Raw genomic sequence first — 23141 nt, 5'->3', positions numbered from 1 at the left:
AACCGGCGCTCAGCGCGAGAGCAGCGGGTCGAGCGCGACCGCGACGAAGAGCAGCGAGAGGTAGAGGTTCGAGGAGTGGAACAGCCGCATCGGCTGGATCGCGGTGAGGTCCTCGGTGCCGCGGGTGCGGACGAGCATCCGGTGGGCCTCGAGGAGGAAGACCGCACCGAGGACGCCCGCGGCGACGGGGTACGCCGCGCCGGTCCCGGCCACCGGCCACAGCAGCAGCGAGGTGGCCACCATGACCCAGCTGTAGACCACGATCTGCCTGGCGACCTCGTGGGCCGGCTTCACGACCGGCAGCATCGGCACGTCGACGTTCGCGTAGTCCTCGCGGTAGCGCAGCGCGAGCGCCCAGGTGTGCGGCGGCGTCCAGAAGAAGACGACCATGAACAGCACGACCGGCACCCACGACAGCTCGCCGGTGACCGCGGTCCAGCCGATGAGCGCCGGGAAGCAGCCGGCGAGGCCGCCCCAGACGATGTTCTGGGTCGTGCGCCGCTTGAGCAGCATGGTGTAGACGAAGACGTAGAAGGCGTTGGCGCCCAGCGAGAGCGCCGCCGAGAGCGGGTTGACCCAGACGGCGAGGATCACGGTCGAGAGCACCGCGAGCACCGCGCCGAAGACCAGGGCGGCCGCGGGCGACACGATGTGCCGGGGCAGCGCGCGACGGCGGGTACGACGCATCTGCTCGTCGATGTCGCGGTCGTAGACGCAGTTGAAGACCGACGCCGAGCCCGCGGAGAAGGTCCCGCCGACGACCGTGGCGAGGACCAGGCCGAGCTCGGGGATGCCCCGGTCGGCGAAGAACATCACCGGCACGGTCGTGAGCAGGAGCAGCTCGATGACGCGGGGCTTGGTGAGCCCGACGTACGCCGCGACGACGTCGCGCACCGACGCCTTCGGGGTCGGCTCGCCGGACTCGTGCCGCTCGGAGGCGGTGGCCGACTGGCCGACGTAGGTCACGGGGTCCTCGGGGTGATCGGGAGCGTTGCCGAGCGGGTATCCGGCCGGGGCCGGGGTACCCGTTGGAGCGGGTGTGAGTCTAGCCCCCGACATCAGTAGGCTCGGAAACGCCCGAGCCTGATCGCTCCCCCGGTGTGAGCGGTCTCTCCCCATCCTTTGAAAGGTTCCTCGTGACGACTGTGCCCGACCTCGAGTGGAGCGACCTCGACGACAAGGCGGTGGACACCGCCCGGGTGCTCGCGATGGACGCCGTCCAGCGGGTCGGCAACGGCCACCCCGGGACCGCGATGAGCCTGGCGCCCGTCGCCTACCTGCTGTTCCAGAAGGTCATGCGGCACGACCCGGCGGACCCGACGTGGATCTCGCGGGACCGGTTCGTGCTCTCCTGCGGGCACTCCAGCATCACCCTCTACACCCAGCTCTTCCTCGGCGGCTTCGGCCTGGAGCTCGAGGACATCAAGGCGCTGCGCACCTGGGGCTCGAAGACCCCCGGCCACCCCGAGCTCGGCCACACCGCCGGCGTCGAGGTGACCACCGGCCCGCTGGGCCAGGGCGTCGCGAACGCCGTCGGCATGGCGATGTCCGCCCGCCGCGTGCACGGCCTGCTCGACCCCGACGCGGCCCCCGGCGAGAGCCTCTTCGACCACCACGTCTACGCGCTGTGCTCCGACGGCGACCTGCAGGAGGGCGTCAGCGGCGAGGCGTCCTCGATCGCGGGCACCCAGCAGCTCGGCAACCTCACCGTGGTCTACGACCGCAACCGGATCTCCATCGAGGGCGACACCGACGTCGCGTTCACCGAGGACGTCGCCAAGCGCTACGAGGCGTACGGCTGGCACGTGCAGACCGTCGACTGGACCAACGGCGGCGAGGAGTACCGCGAGGACGTCCCCGCCCTGCACCAGGCGATCGTCGAGGCCGGCGAGGTCACCGACCGCCCGTCGCTGATCGTGCTCGACACGGTCATCGCCTGGCCGGCGCCGAACGCCCAGGGCACCGAGAAGGCCCACGGCAGCGCGCTGGGCGACGAGGAGGTCGCGGCCACCAAGGAGATCCTGGGCTGGGACCCCGAGCAGCGCTTCCAGGTCCCGCCGGAGGTGCTCGAGCACACCCGCGCCCTGCGGACCCGCGGCTCCGGCTGGGGCCGGGAGTGGGACGAGCGGTACGCCGCGTGGGCGGCGGTGAACCCCGAGGGCGAGAAGCTGCTGCACCGGCTGCGTGCCCGCGAGCTGCCCGAGGGCCTGGCCGACGTGGTGCCGACCTTCGAGGCGGACGCCAAGGGCGTCGCGACCCGGTCGGCGTCGGGCAAGGTCATCAACGCCCTGGCGCCGGTGCTGCCCGAGCTGTGGGGCGGCTCGGCCGACCTCGCCGGCTCCAACAACACGACCATCGAGTCGGCACCGTCGTTCATCCCCGAGAGCCGCAGCACCCGCGACTGGACCGGCGACCCCTACCAGGGCCGCGTGCTGCACTTCGGCATCCGAGAGCACGGCATGGGCGCGATCATGAACGGCATCGCAGCGGACAAGCTGACCCGCGTCTTCGGCGGCACCTTCCTCACCTTCTCCGACTACATGCGGGGCTCGGTCCGGGTGGCGGCGCTCAGCCAGCTCCCCGTGACCTACGTCTGGACCCACGACTCCATCGGCCTCGGCGAGGACGGCCCGACCCACCAGCCGATCGAGCACCTCGCGGCCCTCCGCGCGATGCCGGGCCTCGACGTCGTCCGCCCGGCCGACGCGAACGAGACCGCCGCCGCCTGGCTCGAGATCCTGCGCCACGTCGACCGTCCGGCCGCCCTGGCACTCACCCGCCAGAACGTCCCGGTCTTCCCGCGCGGCACCGACGGCTTCGCCACCACCGACGACGTCGCCAAGGGCGGCTACGTCCTCGTCGACGCCGAGAGCGGCGACCCCGACGTGATCCTCATGGGCACCGGCTCGGAGGTGCAGCTGGCGGTCGAGGCGCGCGAGCTCCTCGCCGCGGACGGCATCGCCGCCCGCGTCGTCTCCTTCCCCTGCCTGGAGTGGTTCGAGGAGCAGTCCACCGCCTACCGCGAGACCGTCCTCCCGCCGACCGTGAAGGCGCGGGTCTCGGTCGAGGCGGGCGTCAAGCAGGGCTGGCGCGACTACGTCGGCGACCACGGCCGGATGGTCTCCATCGACCGCTACGGCGCGTCGGCCGACTACGCACGGATCTACGAGGAGTACGGCATCACCGCCCGCTCCGTCGCGGACGCCGCCCGGGACAGCCTGCGCGTCGCCACCGAGTGACGCCACGGCGCCCCGGGTACTGAGAGCAGTGACTTCCAGAAGGGACAACTTGTGAGTGATCGTCTGAAGGCCCTGGCGGACGCGGGGGTGTCGATCTGGCTCGACGACCTGTCGCGCGAGCGCATCGAGACCGGCAACCTCGCCGACCTCGTCACCACCCGGTCCGTCGTCGGCGTGACCACCAACCCCACGATCTTCGCCTCCGCGATCGCCGACGGCGAGCGGTACGACGAGCAGGTGCGCAAGCTCGTCGCCGACGGTCGCCCGGTCGACGAGGTGATCTTCGAGCTGACCACCGAGGACGTCCGGAACGCCTGCGACGTGCTGGCCCCCGTGGCCGAGCGCACCGCCGACGACGGACGCGTCTCCATCGAGGTCGAGCCCGACCTGGCCAACGACACCGAGGGCACGATCGCCTCGGCGCGAGCGCTGTGGCGGGCCGTCGACCGGCCGAACGCGCTGATCAAGATCCCGGCGACCCTCGAGGGCCTGCCCGCGATCACCACGGCGATCTCGGAGGGCATCAGCGTCAACGTCACGCTGATCTTCAGCGAGGAGCGCTACCGCGCCGTCATGGACGCCTACCTCACCGGCCTCGAGCAGGCCCGCGAGGCCGGCACCGACCTGTCGACCATCCGGTCGGTGGCGTCGTTCTTCGTCTCGCGCGTCGACTCCGAGGTCGACAAGCGGCTCGAGGCCGTCGGCGGCGACGTCGCGCTCGCGCTGCGCGGCAAGGCCGCGGTGGCCAACGCGCTCGTGGCGTACGACGCGTTCGCGGAGGTCGTCGCCTCCGACCGCTGGCGCGCGCTGGCCGACGCGGGCGCGAACATGCAGCGTCCGCTGTGGGCCTCGACCGGCGTCAAGAACCCCGACTACGACGACACGATGTACGTCAGCGGCCTGGTCGTCCCCGACAGCGTCAACACGATGCCGGAGAAGACCCTCGAGGCGTTCGCCGACCACGGCGAGGTGCGCGGTGACGTCGTCACCGGCAAGGGCGGCGAGGGCCGCGCGATCCTCGAGCGGCTGACCGAGGTCGGGGTCGACTTCGACGACGTCCTGCTGGTCCTCGAGCAGGAGGGCGTCGAGAAGTTCAAGAAGTCGTGGACCGAGCTCGTCGAGACCGTCCGCGGCCAGATGGAGAAGGCGGGCGCGTGACCGACGCGCCGGTGGATCCGACCGGCACGTCGGCCTGGGCGCGGCTGGCGTCGCTCGCGGAGGGGTTCTCCCCCGACCTGCGGGAGTGGTTCGACCGGGACCCCGGCCGGACCGAGCGCCTGACGTTCACCGCCGGTGACCTGCTGATCGACCTGTCGAAGTCGCTCGTCGACGACGACGTGCTCGCCGCGCTGCTGGACCTGGCCGACGAGGTCGGTCTGGCCGCGCGGCGGGAGGCGATGTTCGCCGGTGAGCGGATCAACGTCACCGAGGACCGCGCCGTCCTGCACACCGCCCTGCGGCTGCCCGCCGACGCCCCGGCCGACCGCCGGCCCCGCGTCGACGGCCAGGACGTCCTGGCCGACGTCCACGAGGTCCTCGGCCGCGTGTACGCCTTCGCCGAGCGGGTGCGCAGCGGCGAGTGGACCGGCGCCACCGGCGAGCGGGTCCGCACGGTCGTCAACATCGGCATCGGCGGCTCCGACCTGGGTCCGGTGATGGCGTACGAGGCGCTGGCGGCGTACCGCCAGGAGGGCCTCGAGTGCCGCTTCATCAGCAACATCGACCCCACCGACGCCGCCACCACGCTGGCCGGGCTCGACCCGGCCACGACGCTGTTCGTCGTCTCCAGCAAGACCTTCGGCACGCTGGAGACGCTCACGAACGCCCGGCTGTGCAAGCAGTGGCTGCTCGACGGGCTGCGCGGTCTCGACGGCGGCCTCGACGCGGACGCCGCGGTGGCGCGGCACTTCGTCGCGGTCTCGACCGCGCTGGACAAGGTCGCCGACTTCGGCATCGACCCCGAGAACGCCTTCGGGTTCTGGGACTGGGTCGGCGGCCGCTACTCCCTCGACTCCGCCATCGGGACCTCCCTGGTGGTCGCGATCGGCCCCGAGCGCTTCGCCGAGCTGCTCGCCGGCTTCCACGCGATGGACGAGCACTTCCGCACCGCCGAGACCGCACGCAACGTGCCGGTCCTGATGGGGCTGCTCAACGTCTGGTACACCGACCTCCTCGGCGCCCAGACCCACGCGGTCCTCCCCTACTCCCAGCTGCTGCACCGGTTCCCGGCGTACCTCCAGCAGCTGACCATGGAGTCCAACGGCAAGGGCGTCCGCTGGGACGGCACCCCGGTCACGACCGACACCGGCGAGGTGTTCTGGGGCGAGCCGGGCACCAACGGGCAGCACGCCTTCTACCAGCTCATCCACCAGGGGACCCGGCTCGTGCCGGCGGACTTCATCGCCTTCGCCAATCCGGCGTACCCGCTCCAGGACGGCGAGAACGACGTCCACGAGCTCTTCCTCGCCAACTTCCTGGCCCAGACCCGGGCGCTGGCCTTCGGCAAGACAGCCGACGAGGTGCGCGCCGAGGGCACCGAGGAGTCCGTGGTGCCGGCGCGCGTGTTCACCGGCAACCGGCCGACCGCCTCGATCATGGCGCCGGACCTCACGCCGGCCGTGCTCGGGCAGCTCGTGGCGCTCTACGAGCACATCACCTTCACCCAGGGCGTCGTGTGGGGCATCGACAGCTTCGACCAGTGGGGCGTCGAGCTCGGCAAGCAGCTGGCCCAGCAGGTGGGCCCGGCGATCGCCGGCGACGCCGACGCGCTGGCCGAGCAGGACCCCTCCACGCGGTCGCTGATCGCCTACTACCGGGAGAACCGGCGCCGATGACCACTCCGCTCACCCCCCGCATCGAGGTCCACGACGACGACCAGGCACTGGCCACGGCCGTCGCCGGCGAGCTGCTCAGCCGCCTCGCCGACGCCCAGGAGGCCGGTCGGGTCCCTCACGTCGCGCTCACCGGCGGCACCATCGCCGAGGTCGTGCACCGTGAGATCGCCCGCTTGGCACCGGCCTCGGAGGTCGACTGGACCCGCGTCGTCGTGTGGTGGGGCGACGAGCGGTACGTCGACCCCGGGTCGTCCGACCGCAACGCCGGGCAGGCACGGGAGGCGTTCCTCTCGGTCGTCGGCGTCCCCGACGAGAACGTCCACGAGGTCCCGACGACCGCCGACTGCGGCAGCGTCGAGGAGGCCGCCGCGGCGTACGCCGAGGCGCTGCGCGCCAGCGGAGCCGGCGGGTTCGAGGTGGTGATGCTCGGCCTGGGGCCCGACGCCCACGTCGCCAGCCTGTTCCCCGGCCACCCGGCGCTCGACGTCCGCGACGCGATGACCGTCGCGGTGCACGACTCCCCCAAGCCGCCGCCGGAGCGGGTGAGCCTGACCTTCGAGGCGCTCAACCGCAACCGGGCGCTGTGGTTCCTGGTCAGCGGCGAGGGGAAGGCCGAGGCCGTCGCCCGCGCCCTGGCCGGGCGGACCGGCGAGGGTGGCGAGGTGGCCGACGTGCACGAGGTCCCCGCCGTCGGCGTGGCCGGTCAGGAGGAGACCATCTGGTTCCTCGACCGGGCATCGGCCTCGCGTCTCTGACCGGCGCGTCCGACCCGGCGCACCGCGGGGACGCCGGCGGAGGTCGACCGCTGGTCGAGCGGCGCGGACTCGTGCCCGCTGCCCGACCAGCCGTCGGCCTCAGAAGATCAGGTCGCCGGACTTCCGGCGGGAGCGCAGCAGCTGGAGCGCCTCGTCGAGGATGTCGGCGGCCTCCTTGTCGGAGCGCCGCTCCTTCACGTAGGCCAGGTGCGTCTTGTAGGGCTCGATCTTCGGCGCCGGCGGCGGGTTCTCGGAGTCCATGCTGGCCGGGAGGCCGCACTTGGGGCAGTCCCAGGACTCCGGGACGGTCGCCTCGACCGAGAACGTCACCACCGAGCGGTGCTCGTTGGAGCAGAAGTAGGTGATCGCCTGGCGCGGCGCGGCCTCGCCACGCTCCGCCTCGCCCATCGGGCCAGCGCCGACCCGACTACCGCGAATCGCGTTTCCTCCACCAGCCACGTGCTTACTCCCTTTCCGGAGCTTCTAGCCCTGGTAGGCCAGCAGGAGGCCCAGGGCGATGACGGTCGCGAACCAGATGACGCCGATGCCGACCGTGAGGCGGTCGAGGTTCCGCTCGGCGACCGAGGATCCGCCCAGCGAGCTGGAGACGCCACCACCGAACATGTCGGACAGACCGCCGCCGCGACCCTTGTGCAGCAGCACGAGGAGGATCATGAAGGCGCTCGTGATCATGAGGATGACGGTGAAGAGGAGTTCCACGGCTCGGATCCTACGTCAACGCAGGCCGGTCACAGGACCGGCATGTCGTAGTACCGGCAGATGCCGCTGAACTCGTCGGCCTGCAGGCTCGCGCCGCCGACCAGGCAGCCGTCGACGTCGGTCTGCGCCATGATCCCGGCGACGTTCGCCGCCTTGACCGACCCGCCGTACAGCACGCGCACGCCGTCGGCCGCCTCGTCGCCGTGGGACTCGCGGATGCATGCGCGGAGCGCCGCGCACACCTCCTGTGCGTCCTCGGGCGTGGCGACCTCACCGGTGCCGATGGCCCAGACGGGCTCGTAGGCCACCACGAGGCCGGCCACCTGCTCGGGCGTGAACCCGGCCAGCGAGCCCGTCACCTGCGTCACGCAGAAGTCCACGTGGCCGGCGGCCTGGCGCGTCTCGAGGCCCTCGCCCACGCAGACGATCGGGGTCATCCCCGCGGCGTGCGCGCGGTGGGCCTTGGCGTTGACGACCTCGTCGGTCTCGCCGTGGTGCTCGCGGCGCTCGGAGTGCCCCACGACGACGTAGGAGCACCCGAGCTTGGCCAGCATGCCGGCCGAGATCTCACCGGTGTAGGCGCCGGACTCGTGGGTCGAGACGTCCTGCGCGCCGTACCTCACCTGCAGCCGGTCACCGTCGACCAGGGTCTGCACCGACCGGAGGTCGGTGAAGGGAGGGACGACGACGACCTCGGCCTTGGCGTAGTCGTGGCGCTTGTCCGACAGCGTCCAGGCCAGCTTCTGGACCAGCACCACCGCTTCCTGGTGGTTGAGGTTCATCTTCCAGTTGCCCGCCATGAGCGGGGTGCGGGTCGCTGCCATCAGTTGTCCTCCAGGACCTGGATGCCGGGCAGCACTTTGCCCTCGAGGTACTCGAGGCTGGCGCCACCACCGGTGGAGATGTGGCCGAACGCGTCCTCGGCGAAGCCGAGCGTCCGCACCGCTGCCGCGGAGTCGCCGCCGCCGACGACCGAGAGCCCGCCCTCGGCGGTCACCTCGGTGAGCGCCTGCGCGACCGCGCGGGTGCCCTCGGCGAACGCCTCGACCTCGAAGACGCCCATCGGGCCGTTCCAGAAGACCGTGCGCGCACCGGCGAGCGCACCGGCGAAGGCACGCGCGGAGTCCGGGCCGATGTCCAGGCCGAGGCTGTCGGCCGGGATGCCGGAGGCGGGCACCACCTGCGGGGCGGGCGTGCTGTCGCCGGAGGGGAACGTCGTGTCGACCACGACGTCGGTCGGCAGGATCAGCTCCACCCCGCTGTCGACCGCGCGCTGGAGGTACTCCCGGCAGACCTCGACCTGGTCCTCCTCGAGCAGGCTCTTGCCGACCTCGTGGCCCTGGGCCTTGAGGAAGGTGAAGACCATGCCGCCGCCGATCAGCAGCTTGTCGGCCTTGCCGAGCAGGTTGTCGATGACGCCCAGCTTGTCCGAGACCTTCGAGCCGCCCAGCACGACCACGTAGGGCCGCTCCGGCTCGACGGTCAGCCGGCGCAGGACGTCGATCTCGGCCTGCACCAGTCCTCCGACGGCGTGCGGCAGCCGCTGCGCCACGTCGTACACCGAGGCCTGCTTGCGGTGCACGACGCCGAACCCGTCGGAGACGAAGGCGTCGGCCAGCGCGGCGAGACGGTCCGCGAACGCGCCGCGCTCACCGTCGTCCTTGCTGGTCTCGCCCGCGTTGAAGCGGACGTTCTCGAGGACGGCGACGCCGCCGTCCTCGAGCCGGTCGACGGTCTCGTGGGCCGACTCGCCGACGGTGTCGCCGGCGAAGGCGACCTCACGGCCGAGCAGCTCGCCGAGCCGCGCGGCCACCGGTCGCAGGGAGTACGCCGGGTCCGGCGCGCCCTTCGGCCGGCCGAGGTGGGCGGTCACGACCACCCGCGCGCCGGCCTCGGCCAGCGTGCGGATGGTCGGGACGCTGGCACGGATCCGGCCGTCGTCGGTGATGGTGGCGCCGTCGAGCGGGACGTTCAGGTCCGAGCGGACCAGGACGCGCTTGCCCGCGACTCCCTGGGCGACCAGGTCGTCGAGGGTGGTGAGGTCTCCCACGGTCAGAGGGTCTCGCCGATGTAGTCGATCAGGTCCGCGAGGCGGTTGGAGTAGCCCCACTCGTTGTCGTACCAGCCGACGACCTTGACCTGGTTGCCGATGACCTTGGTCAGCGGCGCGTCGAAGATGCACGACGCGGGGTCGGTGACGATGTCGGACGACACCAGCGGGTCGGTCGAGTAGCGCAGGAAGCGACCGTCGGCGGCCTTCTCGACCGCGGCGTTGACCTCCTCGACGCTGGTCTCGCGACCGGCCTCGAAGGTGAGGTCGGTGGCGGAGCCGGTCGGGACCGGGACGCGCAGCGCGTAGCCGTCGAGCTTGCCCTTGAGCTCGGGCAGGACCAGGCCGATGGCCTTGGCCGCACCGGTCGAGGTCGGGACCACGTTGAGGGCCGCGGCGCGGGCGCGACGCAGGTCCTTGTGGATGTTGTCCTGCAGGTTCTGGTCCGCGGTGTAGGCGTGGACCGTCGTCATCAGGCCCTTGACGATGCCGAACTCGTCGTTGAGCGCCTTGGCCATCGGCGCGAGGCAGTTGGTGGTGCACGACGCGTTCGAGATGACGGTGTGGGCGCTGGGGTCGTAGGTCTGGTGGTTGACACCCATGACCACGGTGACGTCCTCGTTGGAGGCCGGCGCGGAGATGATGACCTTCTTGGCGCCGCCGTTGTCCACGTGCGCGCGGGCCTTGGTGGCGTCGGTGAAGAAGCCGGTCGACTCCACGACGACGTCGACACCGAGGTCGCCCCACTTGAGGTTCGCGGGGTCCCGCTCGGCGAAGGTCTTGATGACCTGGTCGCCGACGCGGATCTCGTCCGCGGTCGCCGTCACGTCGGCGTCCAGGCGGCCCAGGATCGAGTCGAACTTCAGCAGCGGGGCGAGCGACGTGTTGTCGGTCAGGTCGTTGACGGCGACGATCTCGATGTCGAGACCGGACGCCCGGACGGCGCGGAAGAAGTTGCGGCCGATCCGGCCGAACCCGTTGATGCCTACGCGAACAGTCACTGCGGTTGCTCCTGCTTCCCTCGGGTGTGCGGTGTCACGGACCCTACCGAAGCGCGGCGACGCAGCGGCGGCGGCGTCCGTCGTACGACGCGGACGCGAGCCGCCGGAGGGGCTCAGGCCTCCTCGGCGAGCATCTCCGGGGTGAGCGAGGCCTCGGTGTCGGGGATGCCCAGCTCCTCGGCGCGCTTGTCGGCCATCGCCAGCAGGCGGCGGATCCGGCCGGCGATGGCGTCCTTGGTCAGCACCGGCTCGTGGAGCTGGCCGAGCTCCTCGAGGGAGGCCTGCTTGTGCTCGAGCCGGAGCTCACCGGCCATCTTGAGGTGGTCGGGGACCTCCTCACCGAGGATCTCCATCGCCCGCTCGACGCGCGCGCCGGCCGCGACCGCGGCCCGCGCGGAGCGGCGCAGGTTGGCGTCGTCGAAGTTCGCGAGCCGGTTGGCCGTCGCGCGGACCTCGCGGCGCATGCGGCGCTCCTCCCAGGCCATCAGCGACTCGTGGGCGCCGAGGCGGGTGAGCAGCTGGCCGATCGCGTCGCCGTCGCGGATGACCACGCGGTCGACGCCGCGGACCTCGCGGGCCTTGGCCTGGATCCCGAGCCGGCGGGCGACGCCCACCAGCGCCAGGGCGGCCTCGGGCCCGGGGCAGGTGACCTCGAGGGAGGACGAGCGGCCCGGCTCGGTCAGCGAGCCGTGGGCCAGGAACGCCCCGCGCCAAGCGGCGACCGCGTCGCACCCACCGCCGGAGACGACGGCCGGCGGCAGGCCGCGCACCGGGCGGCCGCGCTGGTCGAGCAGCCCGGTCTGCCGCGCCAGCGCCTCGCCGTCGCGGACGATGCGCACCAGGTAGCGGCTGCCCTTGCGGATGCCGTTGCCCTGGACCATCACGACGTCGGACTGGTGGCCGTAGACCTCGGCGATGTCCTTGCGCAGCCGGCGCGCCGCGGCGCCGGTGTCGAGCTCGGCCTCCACCACGATCCGACCGCTCACGATGTGCAGGCCGCCGGCGAAGCGCAGCATCGAGGCCACCTCCGCCTTGCGGCAGCAGGTCTTCGTGATCTGGGTGCTCGCCAGCTCAGCCTTCACCTGTGCCGTCATCGCCATGCCGGGAATCCTCGCACGGGAGTCAACGACGCGGGACCGCAACGGCGACCCCGAGGTGCCGGCACGTGACCTAGCCCGCAGCCATGATCCGTTCGTACGCCGCGGCGAGCCTGGCGGGGTCGTGGCGCGGGGTGCCGTCCCCCACCGCGACGTCGTCGACGACCAGCTTCGCGCCGTACGCCGCGACGACGTGCTCGAGCTCCTCGAGGCCGTCGCCGACGCTCTCCCGGTCGGCCAGGACGGTGTGCACGACCAGGTCCGGCGCGTGCTCGGCGAGGACGGCGAGGTGGTCGGCGGGTCCGAAGCCGCCGGTCTCCCCCGCCTGCTCGGCCAGGTTCAGGTTGACCACGACCCGGGCGTCGGTGCGCACGAGGGCGTCGCACAGCGCCGGCACCTTGAGGTGCGGGATCACCGAGGTGAACCACGAGCCCGGGCCCAGCAGCACCCAGTCGGCCCGCTCGACCGCCGTGATCGCCTCCGGGCACGCCTGCGGGTCGGCCGGGTCGAGGCTGATGGAGTCGATGACCCCGCCGGTGGTCGCGACCTCCACCTGCCCGCGGACGGTCGTCAGGGCGTCGGGGTCGTCGGCGCGCAACCCCCGGACCTCCGCGGTGATGTCCATCGGGGACAGCGCCATCGGCAGGACCCGGCCCTTCGCGCCGAGCAGCCGTCCGACCCAGTCGAGGGCGTCGACGTGGTCGCCGAGCAGCTCCCAGAGGCCGACGATGAGCAGGTTGCCGACGACGTGCCCGCGCATGTCGCCGTTGCCCTCGAACCGGTGCTGCAGCACCCGCGCCCAGGTGTCGCCCCACTGGTCGTCGCCGCACAGCGCCGCCAGCGCCATCCGCAGGTCGCCGGGAGGGAGCACGCCGAACTCGCCGCGGAGCCGGCCGGAGGATCCGCCGTTGTCCGCGACGGTCACCACCGCGGTCAGCTCGTCGACGGTCAGGTCGTCGACGAGCCGGCGCAGGGCGCTCAGCGACGCGTGGAGCCCGTGCCCGCCACCGAGGGCGACGACCGCCTGCGCCCGGGAGGCGCTGCTGGCGTCGACGGGCACGCCGGCCGGGGTGCTCACTCCCGCCCCAGGTCCCGGTGCACCGGGCGCGCGTCGTACCCCAGCTCGCAGAGTCGGCGGGTGATCTCCTCGGTCATCGCGACGCTGCGGTGCTTGCCGCCGGTGCACCCGATGGCGACCCGCATGAAGCGCTTGCCCTCGCGCAGGTAGCCCTCGGCGACCCCGGCGAGCACCGGGACGTAGCCGTCGAGGAACTCCTCGGCCCCCTCCCGGGTCATCACGTAGTCCGACACCTCGGCGTCGCGACCGGTGCCCGGCCGCAGCTCGGGGATCCAGTGCGGGTTGGGCAGGAAGCGCATGTCCGCGACGAAGTCGGCGTCGACCGGGATGCCGTACTTGAACCCGAAGCTGATGACGTTGACGTTGAGCCGGACCTGGTCGGCCTTGCCGAAGGCCGCCGCGATGGCCCGGGTGAGCTGGTGGACGTTCAGCGCGCTGGTGTCGATGACCAGGTCCGCGCCGCTGCGCAGCTCGGCCAGGACCTTGCGCTCCCGCTGCAGCCCGTCGAGCAGACGCCCCGTGCCCTGCAGCGGGTGGGGGCGGCGCACCGCCTCCTGGCGCCGGACGAGCACCTCGTCGGTGGCGTCGAGGAACAGCAGCGTCGCGCGGCGTCCGGTCGCGCCCTGGGCGAGGTTGGCCTGGAGGGTCTGGAAGAAGGAGCCGGAGCGGACGTCGACCACGACCGCGATCGGCTGGCCCGGGCCGGAGCTCTCGTCGACCAGCCGCACCACGTCGCGCAGCAAGCTCGGCGGCAGGTTGTCGACGACGTAGAAGCCGAGGTCCTCCAGCTCCTTGGCCGCCGTGCTCCGCCCGGCACCGGTCATGCCGGTGACGACGACCAGCTCGCCCGGGGGCGTCTGCTCGCTCATCCGTCCTCCTCGATGATCTCGCCGGTCGCGGTGTTGACCGTCATCCTGCCGCCTCCGGTCCGTCCGGCGGGCGACGACGCGGCCACGGCGTCCTTGATCGACGTCGCGGTCCGGGTGCCGATGCCCGGCACGGTGGCGATCTCCTCGACCGTCGCCTCGCGCAGCTTCTTGAGCGAGCCGAAGTGCTTCATCAGGGTCTTGCGGCGCACCTCGCCGAGGCCGGGGACGTCGTCCAGGGCGCTCTCGACCATGGACTTGGACCGGCGCGAGCGGTGGTGGTTGATCGCGAACCGGTGCGCCTCGTCGCGGATCCGCTGCAGCAGGTAGAGGCCCTCGGAGGAGCGGGCGAGGATGACCGGGTCCTCCTGGCCGGGCAGCCAGACCTCCTCCAGCCGCTTGGCCAGCCCGCAGACGGGGATGTCGTCGATGCCGAGCTCGTCGAGCGCCTTCTGGGCGGCCGCGACCTGCGGCGGGCCGCCGTCGACGACGACCAGGCCCGGCGCGTAGGCGAACTTCCGCGGGCGGCCGGTCTCGGGGTCGACGAGCATCGGGCCGGTGGTGTCGTCCCCCGGCTTGAGCTCCGAGCGCGCCTGCTCGTCGAGCAGCCGGCGGAACCGCCGGGTGATCACCTCGTGCATCGAGGCGACGTCGTTCTGCCCCTCCACCCCGCGGATGACGAAGCGGCGGTACTCCCCCTTGCGGGCCAGGCCGTCCTCGAAGACGACCATCGACGCCACGACCTCGGTGCCCTGCAGGTTGGAGACGTCGTAGCACTCGATCCGCAGCGGCACCTCCTCCAGCTCGAGCGCCTCCTGGATCTCCTCCAGCGCCCGGTTGCGGGTGGTCAGGTCGCTCGCGCGCTTGGTCTTGTGCAGCGCGAGGGCCTGCGAGGCGTTGCGGGCGACGGTCTCCTGCAGCGTCTTCTTGTCGCCGCGCTGCGGGACGCGGATGGCCACCTTGCTGCCGCGCAGCTCGCTGAGCAGCTCCTCGAAGACCCCGACGTCCGGCGGGAGCGCCGGGACCAGGATCTCCCGCGGGACGGACTCCTGGCCGTGGTCGGGGTCGGTGCCGGCGTACAGCTGGAGCAGGAAGTCCGAGACGAGCTCGGGGGTGTCCCCCTCGTCGACGCGGTCGGCCACCCAGCCGCGCTGACCACGGATCCGGCCCCCGCGGACGTAGAAGATCTGCACGGCGACCTCGAGCGGGTCCTCGGCCAGGGCGATCACGTCCGCGTCGGCCCCGTCGCCGAGCACGACCGCCTGCTTCTCCAGCGCCCGTTGCATCGCGCCGAGGTCGTCGCGCAGGCGGGCGGCCTTCTCGAAGTCCATGGCGTCGGAGGCGGCGTACATCTCCTTCTCGATGCGCCGCATGAACGGCCGCGTCTGGCCGCCCATGAAGTCGCAGAAGTCGTCGACGATCTCGCGGTGCTCCTCGGCGCTGACGTTGCCGACGCAGGGCGCCGAGCACTTGTCGATGTAGCCCAGCAGGCAGGGCCGGCCGATCTGCGCGGAGCGCTTGAAGACGCCGTTGCTGCACGAGCGCATCGGGAACACGCGGAGCAGCACGTCCACGGTCTCGCGGATCGCCCACGCGTGGCTGTAGGGACCGAAGTAGCGGGTCCCCTTGCGCTTCGCGCCGCGCCCGACCATGACCCGCGGGAACTCCTCGCCGACCGTGACGGCCAGCCAGGGGTAGGACTTGTCGTCGCGGTACTTGACGTTGAACCGCGGGTCGTACTCCTTGATCCAGGAGTACTCCAGCTGCAGCGCCTCGACCTCGGTGTTGACCACCGTCCACTCCACGCTGGCCGCGGTGGTGACCATCGTGGCGGTGCGCTGGTGGAGGTTGCCGATGTCCTGGAAGTACGACGACAGGCGGGCCCGCAGGTTCTTCGCCTTGCCGACGTAGATCACCCGCCCGCGGGCGTCGCGGAAGCGGTAGACCCCCGGCTGGGTGGGGATCGAGCCGGGCTCGGGACGGTAGGACAGGGGCCCGCGGGCGGAGCGTCGGGATGGAGCGGCAGGCACCGGGCAAGCCTACGTTCCGGCACCGACAGGCCCGCGGTCGGCGCGTCGCCGCTAGGCATGGTTACTGCACTGGCTTACTCTGCTTTCATGCCGGTTCGCGACACCCACGGGCACGTGCTCACCACGTCCCCCCGCGCCGCGGACGCCTACGTCCGGGGCGTCGGCCGGGTGCTGCGCCTCCAGCCAGGCGCCGCCCCGGCCGTCGCCGAGGCCCTCGCCCACGACCCGACGTTCGCGCTCGCCCACGCCGCCCTGGCGCTCCTCGGCCACGAGCAGTGCGCCAACGTCGACATCGCGGCACGGGTCCGCGACGCCCGGCTGCACGCGGCCCGGGCCACCGAGCGCGAGCGCAGCCACGTGCACGCCGTGACCAGGCACGTGGCCGGTGACAGCGCCCCGCTGGTCCGGCACCTCGAGCAGTGGCCGACCGACGCGCTTCTGCTGGCCACCGCGGTCCCGACGATCGCCTTCGCGGGCGTGAGCGAGGTCCCCCAGGACGCCTGGCGCATCGTCGAGCGGGCGGCCCCGGCGTACGGCGCGGACTGGTGGGCGACCGGTCTGCTCGCCTTCGTCCGCCAGGAGCAGCACCGCTACGACGAGGCGATGGACCTGTCCTGTCGGGCGCTCGCGCTCGAGCCGTCGGCCGGGCACGCCGCCCACGCCCGCGCGCACGCCCACTACGAGACCGGCGACCACGCCGGCGGGCTCGGCTGGATGGACCAGTGGCTCGCCGGCGACGGCCGCGGCAACGACGGTCGCAGCCACTTCGTGTGGCACGCGGCCCTGCACGAGCTCTCGCTGGGCGACCTCGACGCCGTGCGGACGCGCTACCTCACCCAGCTGCAGCCGGCGCCGGCGCCGGGTTGTCGCGCACTGGTGGACACCGGCTCCCTGCTCCACCGCTGGGCGCTCACCCCCGGGGCCGCGGACGTACCCACCCTCGACCCCGTGGTCGAGGTCGTCGGGCGCCCGGCGCTCGAGGAGCCCGCGACGCCGTTCGTGGCGCTGCACGCGGCCGTCGTGCTGCTCGCGACCGGCGACGGCGACGGGCTGCGCCGGCTGGAGGTGCGGTCGTCGCGGCACGACCACCCGACGCACCGCGAGGTCGTCGCCCCGCTCGCCGCCGCGCTCGGCCTCATGCACGCCGGTCGCTGCTCGGCGGCGGCCGACGCCCTCGCCGCGCTCGAGTCGTCCCTGTGGCGCCTCGGCGGCTCCGACGCCCAGCGCGAGGTCGTCGAGGAGACGCGGATCGCGGCCCTCCTCCGCGCCGGGCGGTACGACGAGGCGCGGGCGCTCCTCGACCGCCGGCTGGACCGGCGGCCGGCGGAGCGCGACCGGCGGTGGCGGGGCGCCGCCGCTCAGGCGAGCGTGATCTGACCGCCCTCGACGCTGATCGTCCGCTCCTCGAGCGGGGCGGTGGCCGGCCCGCTCCGCGGCGAGCCGTCGCTGATCGAGAAGATGCTGTTGTGGCAGGGGCACACGATGCCGTCCTCCGACACCTCCGAGACCGCGCACCCCTGGTGGGTGCACTCGATCGAGAAGGCCTTGAACTCCCCCTCGCTCGGCTGGGTCAGCACGACCTTCTCGTCGGGGTAGATCGCCCCGCCACCGACCTCGATGTCGGTGGTCGCCGCCAGCCCGCCGCCGGCACCGCCGGCGCCCTCGCTGCTGCCGCCGGAGGCCTCGCCGCCGCTGGTCGGGCCGCCCGCCGGGTCGGTCGCGGTCGGCTCGTCCTCGCCACCGCAGGCAGCGAGGACCGGGAGGGCGATGCCGACCCCCGCGACCCCGGTGAGGGCTCGACGGCGGCTGAGGTGGTCGAGCGAGCGCTTCTCGGTCACGGTGGGGGTGTCCCTTCGAGGGTGCGGCCGGGGGGTGCTGGTTGAAGTTGACACTACTGAGGTGACACCTGCCCGGGCACCCCCGCCGGCTGTGGAGACGCTGAGAACCAGGCCTTGGGGCTCAGGCCCCGCCCGCAGCCGCCTTCCCTCCAGCGGCCTTCGCCGGCGCCTTCGCGGCAGCGGCCTTCTTCGCCGGCGCCTTCGCCGCCTTCCGGGCCGCCTTCTTCGCCTCCGCCCGCGCGAGCGTCGCGTCGGCCTTCGCCTTCGCGGCGGCCTCGGCCCGGCTCAGCGGCGCGGACGACGCCGGCGCCTTGCCCCGGGGCTGCTCGGCCTCCTTGCCCTCGAGGAGCGGCGCGAGGTAGCGGCCGGTGTGGCTCTCGGGAACGGCGGCGACCTGCTCCGGCGTGCCCTCCGCGACGACCGTGCCGCCCCGGGAACCACCCTCGGGGCCCATGTCGACGACCCAGTCCGCGGTCTTGATGACGTCGAGGTTGTGCTCGATGACCAGCACGCTGTTGCCCTGGTCGACCAGGCGGCCCAGCACCAGCAGGAGCTTGCGGATGTCCTCGAAGTGCAGACCCGTCGTCGGCTCGTCGAGCACGTAGAGCGTGCGGCCGGCGGAGCGCTTCTGCAGCTCGGCCGCGAGCTTGACGCGCTGCGCCTCGCCACCGGAGAGCGTCGTCGCCGGCTGCCCGAGCCGGACGTAGCCCAGGCCGACCTCGACCAGCGTCTTGAGGTGCCGGTTGATGGCCGGCACCGCGGCGAAGAAGTCGACGGCCTCCTCGATCGGCATGTCGAGGACCTCGGCGATGGTCTTGCCCTTGTAGTGCACCTCGAGGGTCTCGCGGTTGTACCGGGCGCCGTGGCAGACCTCGCACGGGACGTAGACGTCCGGGAGGAAGTTCATCTCGATCTTGATCGTGCCGTCGCCGGCGCACGCCTCGCAGCGGCCACCCTTGACGTTGAAGGAGAACCGGCCCTGCAGGTAGCCGCGCATCTTCGCCTCGGGGGTCTGCGCGAACAGCTTGCGGACGTGGTCGAAGACGCCGGTGTACGTCGCCGGGTTGGACCGCGGCGTGCGACCGATCGGCGACTGGTCGACGTGGATCACCTTGTCGATGTGCTCGAGCCCGGTGATCTTGCGGTGCCGGCCCGGGACGGTCCGGGCGCGGTACAGGTGCTTGGCCAGCGACGTGTAGAGGATGTCGTTGACCAGCGTCGACTTGCCCGACCCGGAGACGCCGGTGACCGCCACGAACATGCCGAGCGGGAACGTCACGTCGACGTCGCGCAGGTTGTGCTCGCGGGCACCGACGACGGTGAGCTCGCGGCCCACGGTCCGCGGGCGGCGGACGGCGGGGACCGGGATCTCGCGCCGACCGGAGAGGTACTGCCCGGTCATCGAGTCCGGGTGGTCGTAGAGGTCCTGGACGGTGCCGGTGTGGACGACCTGGCCGCCGTGCTCGCCGGCCCCCGGGCCGATGTCGACGACCCAGTCGGCCACCTTGATGGTGTCCTCGTCGTGCTCGACGACGATGAGGGTGTTGCCCAGGTCCTTGAGCCGGATCAGGGTCTCGATCAGGCGCTGGTTGTCGCGCTGGTGCAGGCCGATCGACGGCTCGTCCAGGACGTAGAGCACCCCGACCAGCCCGGCACCGATCTGGGTGGCGAGCCGGATCCGCTGCGCCTCGCCGCCCGACAGCGAGCCCGAGGGCCGGTCCAGCGAGAGGTAGTCGAGCCCGACGTCGAGGAGGAACCGCAGCCGCTCCTGGATCTCCTTGAGCACCTGCTCGGCGATCTGCCGCTCGCGGGTCGACAGGTCGAGGTCGCGGAGGAACTCCGCGGACTCGTTGATCGGCAGCGCGCAGACCTCGGCGATGTTCTTGCCGCCGCCGTCGCGCGACCCGAGCGTGACCGCCATGGAGACCGGCTTGAGCCGGCTGCCGCCGCACGCGGGGCACGGCACCTCGCGCATGAAGCCCTCGAAGCGCTCCCGGCTCGTGTCGGTCTCGGCCTCGCGGTGGCGCCGCTCGACGTAGGTCCGCACGCCCTCGAACTCCGCGTAGTAGGCGCGCTCGCGGCCGTACCGGTTGCGGGTGACGACGTGGACCTTGGTCGAGTGCCCGTCGAGCAGCGACTTCTGCGCCTTGGGCGTCAGGTCGCGCCACGGCGTGTTGAGGTCGAAGCCGACCTCCTTGCCGAGCGCACCCATCAGCCGGAGGAAGTAGTCGGCGACGTGCGCCTGGCTCCAGGGCTGGATCGCGCCCTCGCCCAGGGTGGCGGTGTCGTCCGGGACGACCAGCTCGGGGTCGACCTCCATCCGGGTGCCGATGCCGTGGCACTTGGGGCACGCGCCGAACGGCGAGTTGAACGAGAACGAGCGCGGCTCGAGCTCGTCGACGTCGATGGGGTGGTCGTTGGGGCACGCCATCTTCTCGCTGAACCGCATCTCGCGGCCCGGGTCCTTGGCGTCGAGGTCCACGAAGTCGAGGAGCACCAGCCCGCCGGACAGGTTGAGCGCGGTCTCGACCGAGTCGGTCAGGCGTCGCTTGGAGGACTCCTTGACCGCGAGCCGGTCGACGACGACCTCGATGGTGTGCTTCTTCTGCTTGTCCAGCTTCGGGACGTCGTCCAGGCCGTGGGTCTCACCGTCGACCCGGGCGCGGGAGAACCCCTGGGTCTGCAGCTGGCGGAAGAGCTCGACGTACTCGCCCTTGCGGGCACGGATGACCGGCGCGAGCACCTGGAACCGCCGGCCCTCCTCGAGGGCCAGCACGCGGTCGACGATCTGCTGCGGGGTCTGCCGCTCGATCGGGGCCCCGCAGGTCGGGCAGTGCGGCCGTCCCGCCCGCGCGTAGAGCAGCCGGAGGTAGTCGTAGACCTCGGTGATCGTGCCGACGGTCGAGCGCGGGTTCTTCGAGGTCGACTTCTGGTCGATGGAGACCGCGGGCGAGAGGCCCTCGATGAAGTCGACGTCGGGCTTGTCCATCTGCCCGAGGAACTGCCGGGCGTACGCCGAGAGCGACTCGACGTACCGGCGCTGGCCCTCGGCGAAGATGGTGTCGAACGCCAGCGAGGACTTGCCGGAGCCCGAGAGACCGGTGAACACGATCAGGGAGTCGCGCGGGAGGTCCAGCGAGACGTCCTTGAGGTTGTGCTCCCGGGCGCCCCGGATGATCAGCTGGTCAGCCACGGATGTTCCCTCGTCGTCGGTGGTGCGGGCGTTCGAACACGCGTTCGTCGATGCTACCGGCCGCGCGGTCACCGCCCCTGGTCGGAGCGGACGCCGGTGGCCGGGCCCGACGTTGCCACACGCCACCGACAGTGCCCCGACCGTGCACGGTCGGCGCCGGATCGGCGGGGTGTGGCGCGGGTGCTGGCAGGCGGGCCGGTGACCGGCTTTGATGACAACCATGCCGGACCCACAGACCTTCCCCGCCGGGGCACGCGATCCGCGTCACGCGCTGGCCGACGCCGACGGGCGGCTCGTCCGCACCGTGGACGCGATGTCCCCCGACGAGTGGCGTGCCCCGAGCCTCCTCCCGGGGTGGAGCCGGACGCACGTCGTCGCGCACGTCGTGCTCAACGCCGAGGCCCTCGCCGGCGTGCTCGACGCCGCCGCCCGGGGTGAGCAGGCCGCGATGTACCCCAGCCAGGAACGCCGCGACGGCGACATCGAGGCGCTGGCCGCGGCGACGCCGCAGGAGCTCCGCGACCGGCTGCTGGCCTCGACGACGGCGTTCGCGGACGCCCTGGCGGCGGTGTCGGACGAGGGGTGGCGGGGTACGTTCGACCGCACCCCCGGGGCGCGGCCGCGGCCACTCGTCGACGTGCCGGACATGCGGTGGCGCGAGGTCGAGCTCCACCACCTCGACCTCGGGCTCGGTGCGACGCCGGAGGGCTGGCCGGCGGACTTCGCCGCGGCGCTGGTCGGCGCGATGGTCGCCCGCGGCCCGTCGACGACCCCGCTGCGGGTGCACGCCACCGACCTCGACCGGACCTGGGAGTCGGCGCCGGGCGCCACGACCACCGTCCGGGGCACCGCCGCGGACCTGGGATGGTGGCTCAGCGGCCGCCGCCCGGTCCCGGGCGCCGGCACCGGACCCACGAGCGACGACGGCGTGCTGCCGAGGATCGAGGAGCTGTGAACGACTACACGGGCGCGGTGTCGCCGGGTGGCCCGGCCGACGTGCGGGAGCTCGCCCAGCTGCGCATCGCGAAGGTCGCGGTCGACGAGCAGATGTCGAACAACTGCTACCTGCTGACCTGCCGGGAGTCCGGCGAGCAGCTGCTGGTCGACGCCGCTGCGGAGCCGAGCACCCTGCTCCCCCTCGTCGGCGGCGCCGGCCTGTCGACGGTCGTGACGACGCACCAGCACTGGGACCACCACCGGGCGCTCGGCGAGGTCGTCGCGGCGACCGGCGCCGAGGTGCTCGCCGGCGAGCCGGACGCGGCCGCGATCACCGAGCAGACCGGTGTCGAGGTCACGCGACCGCTCCGCCACGGCGACACCGTGACCGTCGGCCGCTGCGCGCTCGAGGTCATCGCCCTCGCCGGGCACACCCCCGGCTCGGTGGCGCTGCTGTACGACGACCCGGAGGGCCACCCGCACCTGTGGACCGGCGACAGCCTCTTCCCGGGCGGCGTGGGGAACACGTTCGGCGACGCCGACGCCTTCCGGCAGCTGGTCGACGAGGTCGGCACGAAGGTCTTCGCCCGGCTGCCCGACGAGACCTGGTTCTACCCCGGTCACGGCGGCGACTCCACGCTCGGCGCCGAGCGGCCGCACCTGCCGGAGTGGCGCGAGCGCGGCTGGTAGCCGCCGGGGGCCTAGGCCGCGTCGGGGCGGCGGAGCCGCTCCTCGCGGGGTGCCGCCTGCGTGGTGCGGGAGGGGTACGGCGCGCGCGGCTCGACCGGGTCCGGGACGACCTCGCGCAGCACGTCCACGACCTCGTCGCCGGGCGACCAGCCCGCGAAGGGCCAGGACCCCGGACCGTCGATGCGCAGGCCGCTGCCCGGCTCCCGGCGCGGGGCCGGGACCGCCGGCGACCGGGTGGGGGCCGGCTCGACCGCGGTCGCCCCGCGGAAGCCGTTCAGGGCGGCGAAGACCGCCAGCTCCTCCAGGTCCGGGAGCGTGCCGTCGCCCAGGTGCCGGAGCAGCTGGGCGTGGGACAGGTCCGCGGCGACGACGATCGCGAGCGCGTGCACGCCGTACTGCTGGACCCAGCACCACATGGTGAACGGCCGGATGCCGGCGTCGCGGGCGCGACCGAGGACGAGCGCGACCTCCTCGGGCGGCAGCTCGTGGGCGCGCAGCAGGCGCTCGACGTCCGCAGTGGTCGCGGCCTGAGGGTTGCCGGCCACGTGGCGGAGCCGGCGCTCGGCCGCGGAGGGGCGCCCGGCCGGGCGTCCCGCACCGCAGGCGAGGGGCCAGGCGAGGACGAGGGCGACGAGGCAGACGAGGGTGGCGATCACGACCCCTCCTTCCAGGACGGACGGCCCTCGGTCGTCCGAGTGACGATCGAGTGGGGGGAGGCCGTGCGCCCAAGGGGTGTTGGGAGCAGATGGTGACCGACCCGGGGACCGGATCGTGAGGGCGGATCGGTCGGTCCGTCGTGGTCACTTCGGACCAG

At 72.7% G+C, this 23141-nt stretch carries 20 protein-coding genes; 7 read left to right on the top strand and 13 right to left on the bottom strand.

Features of this window, described 5'->3' with window-relative positions; all coding sequences use genetic code 11:
• Positions 1-9: 9 nt before the first annotated feature.
• On the bottom strand, positions 10-966 hold the full coding sequence (locus OSR43_RS09890) for a heme o synthase (RefSeq protein ID WP_302271241.1): 957 nt from the start codon (positions 964-966) through the stop codon (positions 10-12).
• Positions 967-1136: 170 nt separating this feature from the next.
• Between OSR43_RS09890 and tkt the strand changes: the two genes are divergently transcribed.
• The 4 genes from tkt to pgl are packed head-to-tail and all read left to right on the top strand — an operon-like array spanning position 1137 to position 6828.
• Positions 1137-3239 (top strand): transketolase, encoded by a 2103-nt coding sequence (gene tkt / locus OSR43_RS09885; protein WP_302271238.1) that lies wholly within the window; start codon positions 1137-1139, stop codon positions 3237-3239.
• A gap of 51 nt (positions 3240-3290) precedes the next feature.
• Entirely contained in the window at positions 3291-4397 is a 1107-nt protein-coding gene (gene tal, locus OSR43_RS09880; protein ID WP_302271235.1) for a transaldolase, read from the top strand.
• Entirely contained in the window at positions 4394-6073 is a 1680-nt protein-coding gene (gene pgi, locus OSR43_RS09875; RefSeq protein WP_302271234.1) for a glucose-6-phosphate isomerase, read from the top strand. The genes tal and pgi overlap by 4 nt, the downstream gene beginning before the upstream one ends.
• A complete protein-coding gene (gene pgl / locus OSR43_RS09870; RefSeq protein WP_302271233.1) occupies positions 6070-6828 on the top strand; it encodes a 6-phosphogluconolactonase in 759 nt (252 codons plus the stop codon). The genes pgi and pgl overlap by 4 nt, the downstream gene beginning before the upstream one ends.
• A gap of 99 nt (positions 6829-6927) precedes the next feature.
• Here the strand turns inward: pgl and OSR43_RS09865 are convergent, their stop codons facing one another.
• From OSR43_RS09865 to uvrC, 9 genes are all read right to left on the bottom strand, one after another.
• Positions 6928-7287: an RNA polymerase-binding protein RbpA gene (locus OSR43_RS09865; protein WP_302271232.1), complete on the bottom strand. Its 360-nt coding sequence runs from the start codon at positions 7285-7287 to the stop codon at positions 6928-6930.
• A 24-nt stretch (positions 7288-7311) separates the two neighbouring features.
• The gene (gene secG, locus OSR43_RS09860; RefSeq protein ID WP_302271230.1) at positions 7312-7548 is read right to left on the bottom strand and encodes a preprotein translocase subunit SecG; all 237 of its coding nucleotides are present in this window, start codon (positions 7546-7548) and stop codon (positions 7312-7314) included.
• Positions 7549-7577: 29 nt separating this feature from the next.
• Positions 7578-8372 carry a triose-phosphate isomerase gene (gene tpiA / locus OSR43_RS09855; protein WP_302271227.1) on the bottom strand — a complete coding sequence of 265 codons (795 nt, stop codon included), beginning with the start codon at positions 8370-8372 and terminating at the stop codon, positions 7578-7580.
• Entirely contained in the window at positions 8372-9598 is a 1227-nt protein-coding gene (gene pgk / locus OSR43_RS09850; RefSeq protein WP_302271224.1) for a phosphoglycerate kinase, read from the bottom strand. The genes tpiA and pgk overlap by 1 nt, the downstream gene beginning before the upstream one ends.
• A gap of 2 nt (positions 9599-9600) precedes the next feature.
• Complete coding sequence (gene gap, locus OSR43_RS09845) at positions 9601-10599, bottom strand: type I glyceraldehyde-3-phosphate dehydrogenase (RefSeq protein WP_302271222.1); 999 nt, start codon at positions 10597-10599, stop codon at positions 9601-9603.
• A 113-nt stretch (positions 10600-10712) separates the two neighbouring features.
• Positions 10713-11699 carry a DNA-binding protein WhiA gene (gene whiA, locus OSR43_RS09840; protein WP_302271221.1) on the bottom strand — a complete coding sequence of 329 codons (987 nt, stop codon included), beginning with the start codon at positions 11697-11699 and terminating at the stop codon, positions 10713-10715.
• A gap of 70 nt (positions 11700-11769) precedes the next feature.
• Positions 11770-12774: a uridine diphosphate-N-acetylglucosamine-binding protein YvcK gene (yvcK, locus tag OSR43_RS09835; protein ID WP_302271220.1), complete on the bottom strand. Its 1005-nt coding sequence runs from the start codon at positions 12772-12774 to the stop codon at positions 11770-11772.
• Positions 12771-13643 carry an RNase adapter RapZ gene (rapZ, locus tag OSR43_RS09830; protein ID WP_302271219.1) on the bottom strand — a complete coding sequence of 291 codons (873 nt, stop codon included), beginning with the start codon at positions 13641-13643 and terminating at the stop codon, positions 12771-12773. The genes yvcK and rapZ overlap by 4 nt, the downstream gene beginning before the upstream one ends.
• Positions 13640-15670 (bottom strand): excinuclease ABC subunit UvrC, encoded by a 2031-nt coding sequence (gene uvrC, locus OSR43_RS09825; protein WP_302271217.1) that lies wholly within the window; start codon positions 15668-15670, stop codon positions 13640-13642. The genes rapZ and uvrC overlap by 4 nt, the downstream gene beginning before the upstream one ends.
• 87 nt (positions 15671-15757) lie before the next feature.
• On the opposite strand from uvrC, the gene OSR43_RS09820 reads away from it, so the two are divergent.
• Complete coding sequence (locus OSR43_RS09820) at positions 15758-17047, top strand: pyridine nucleotide-disulfide oxidoreductase (RefSeq protein ID WP_302271216.1); 1290 nt, start codon at positions 15758-15760, stop codon at positions 17045-17047.
• On the opposite strand, the gene OSR43_RS09815 is transcribed toward OSR43_RS09820, so the two are convergent.
• Together OSR43_RS09815 and uvrA are read right to left on the bottom strand one after the other, a co-directional pair.
• A complete protein-coding gene (locus OSR43_RS09815) occupies positions 17029-17508 on the bottom strand; it encodes a Rieske (2Fe-2S) protein (protein WP_302271214.1) in 480 nt (159 codons plus the stop codon). The genes OSR43_RS09820 and OSR43_RS09815 overlap by 19 nt on opposite strands.
• Before the next feature lie 121 nt (positions 17509-17629).
• Positions 17630-20701, bottom strand: a complete 3072-nt coding sequence (uvrA, locus tag OSR43_RS09810; RefSeq protein WP_302271213.1) for an excinuclease ABC subunit UvrA — start codon at positions 20699-20701, stop codon at positions 17630-17632.
• Positions 20702-20921: 220 nt separating this feature from the next.
• Here uvrA and OSR43_RS09805 point away from each other — a divergent pair, with 220 nt between their 5' ends.
• Positions 20922-21656, top strand: a complete 735-nt coding sequence (locus OSR43_RS09805) for a maleylpyruvate isomerase family mycothiol-dependent enzyme (protein WP_302271195.1) — start codon at positions 20922-20924, stop codon at positions 21654-21656.
• A complete protein-coding gene (locus OSR43_RS09800; protein ID WP_302271194.1) occupies positions 21653-22327 on the top strand; it encodes an MBL fold metallo-hydrolase in 675 nt (224 codons plus the stop codon). Before OSR43_RS09805 ends, OSR43_RS09800 begins: the two co-directional genes overlap by 4 nt.
• Before the next feature lie 11 nt (positions 22328-22338).
• On the opposite strand, the gene OSR43_RS09795 is transcribed toward OSR43_RS09800, so the two are convergent.
• Complete coding sequence (locus tag OSR43_RS09795) at positions 22339-22983, bottom strand: hypothetical protein (RefSeq protein WP_302271193.1); 645 nt, start codon at positions 22981-22983, stop codon at positions 22339-22341.
• Between the last annotated feature and the right edge of the window lie 158 nt (positions 22984-23141).

Origin of the sequence: Nocardioides sp. Arc9.136, assembly GCF_030506255.1 — a bacterium.
Classification (GTDB): domain Bacteria; phylum Actinomycetota; class Actinomycetes; order Propionibacteriales; family Nocardioidaceae; genus Nocardioides.
The sequence above is the reverse complement of the archived record's forward strand: the minus strand, read 5'-3'. Positions and strand labels throughout refer to the sequence as shown.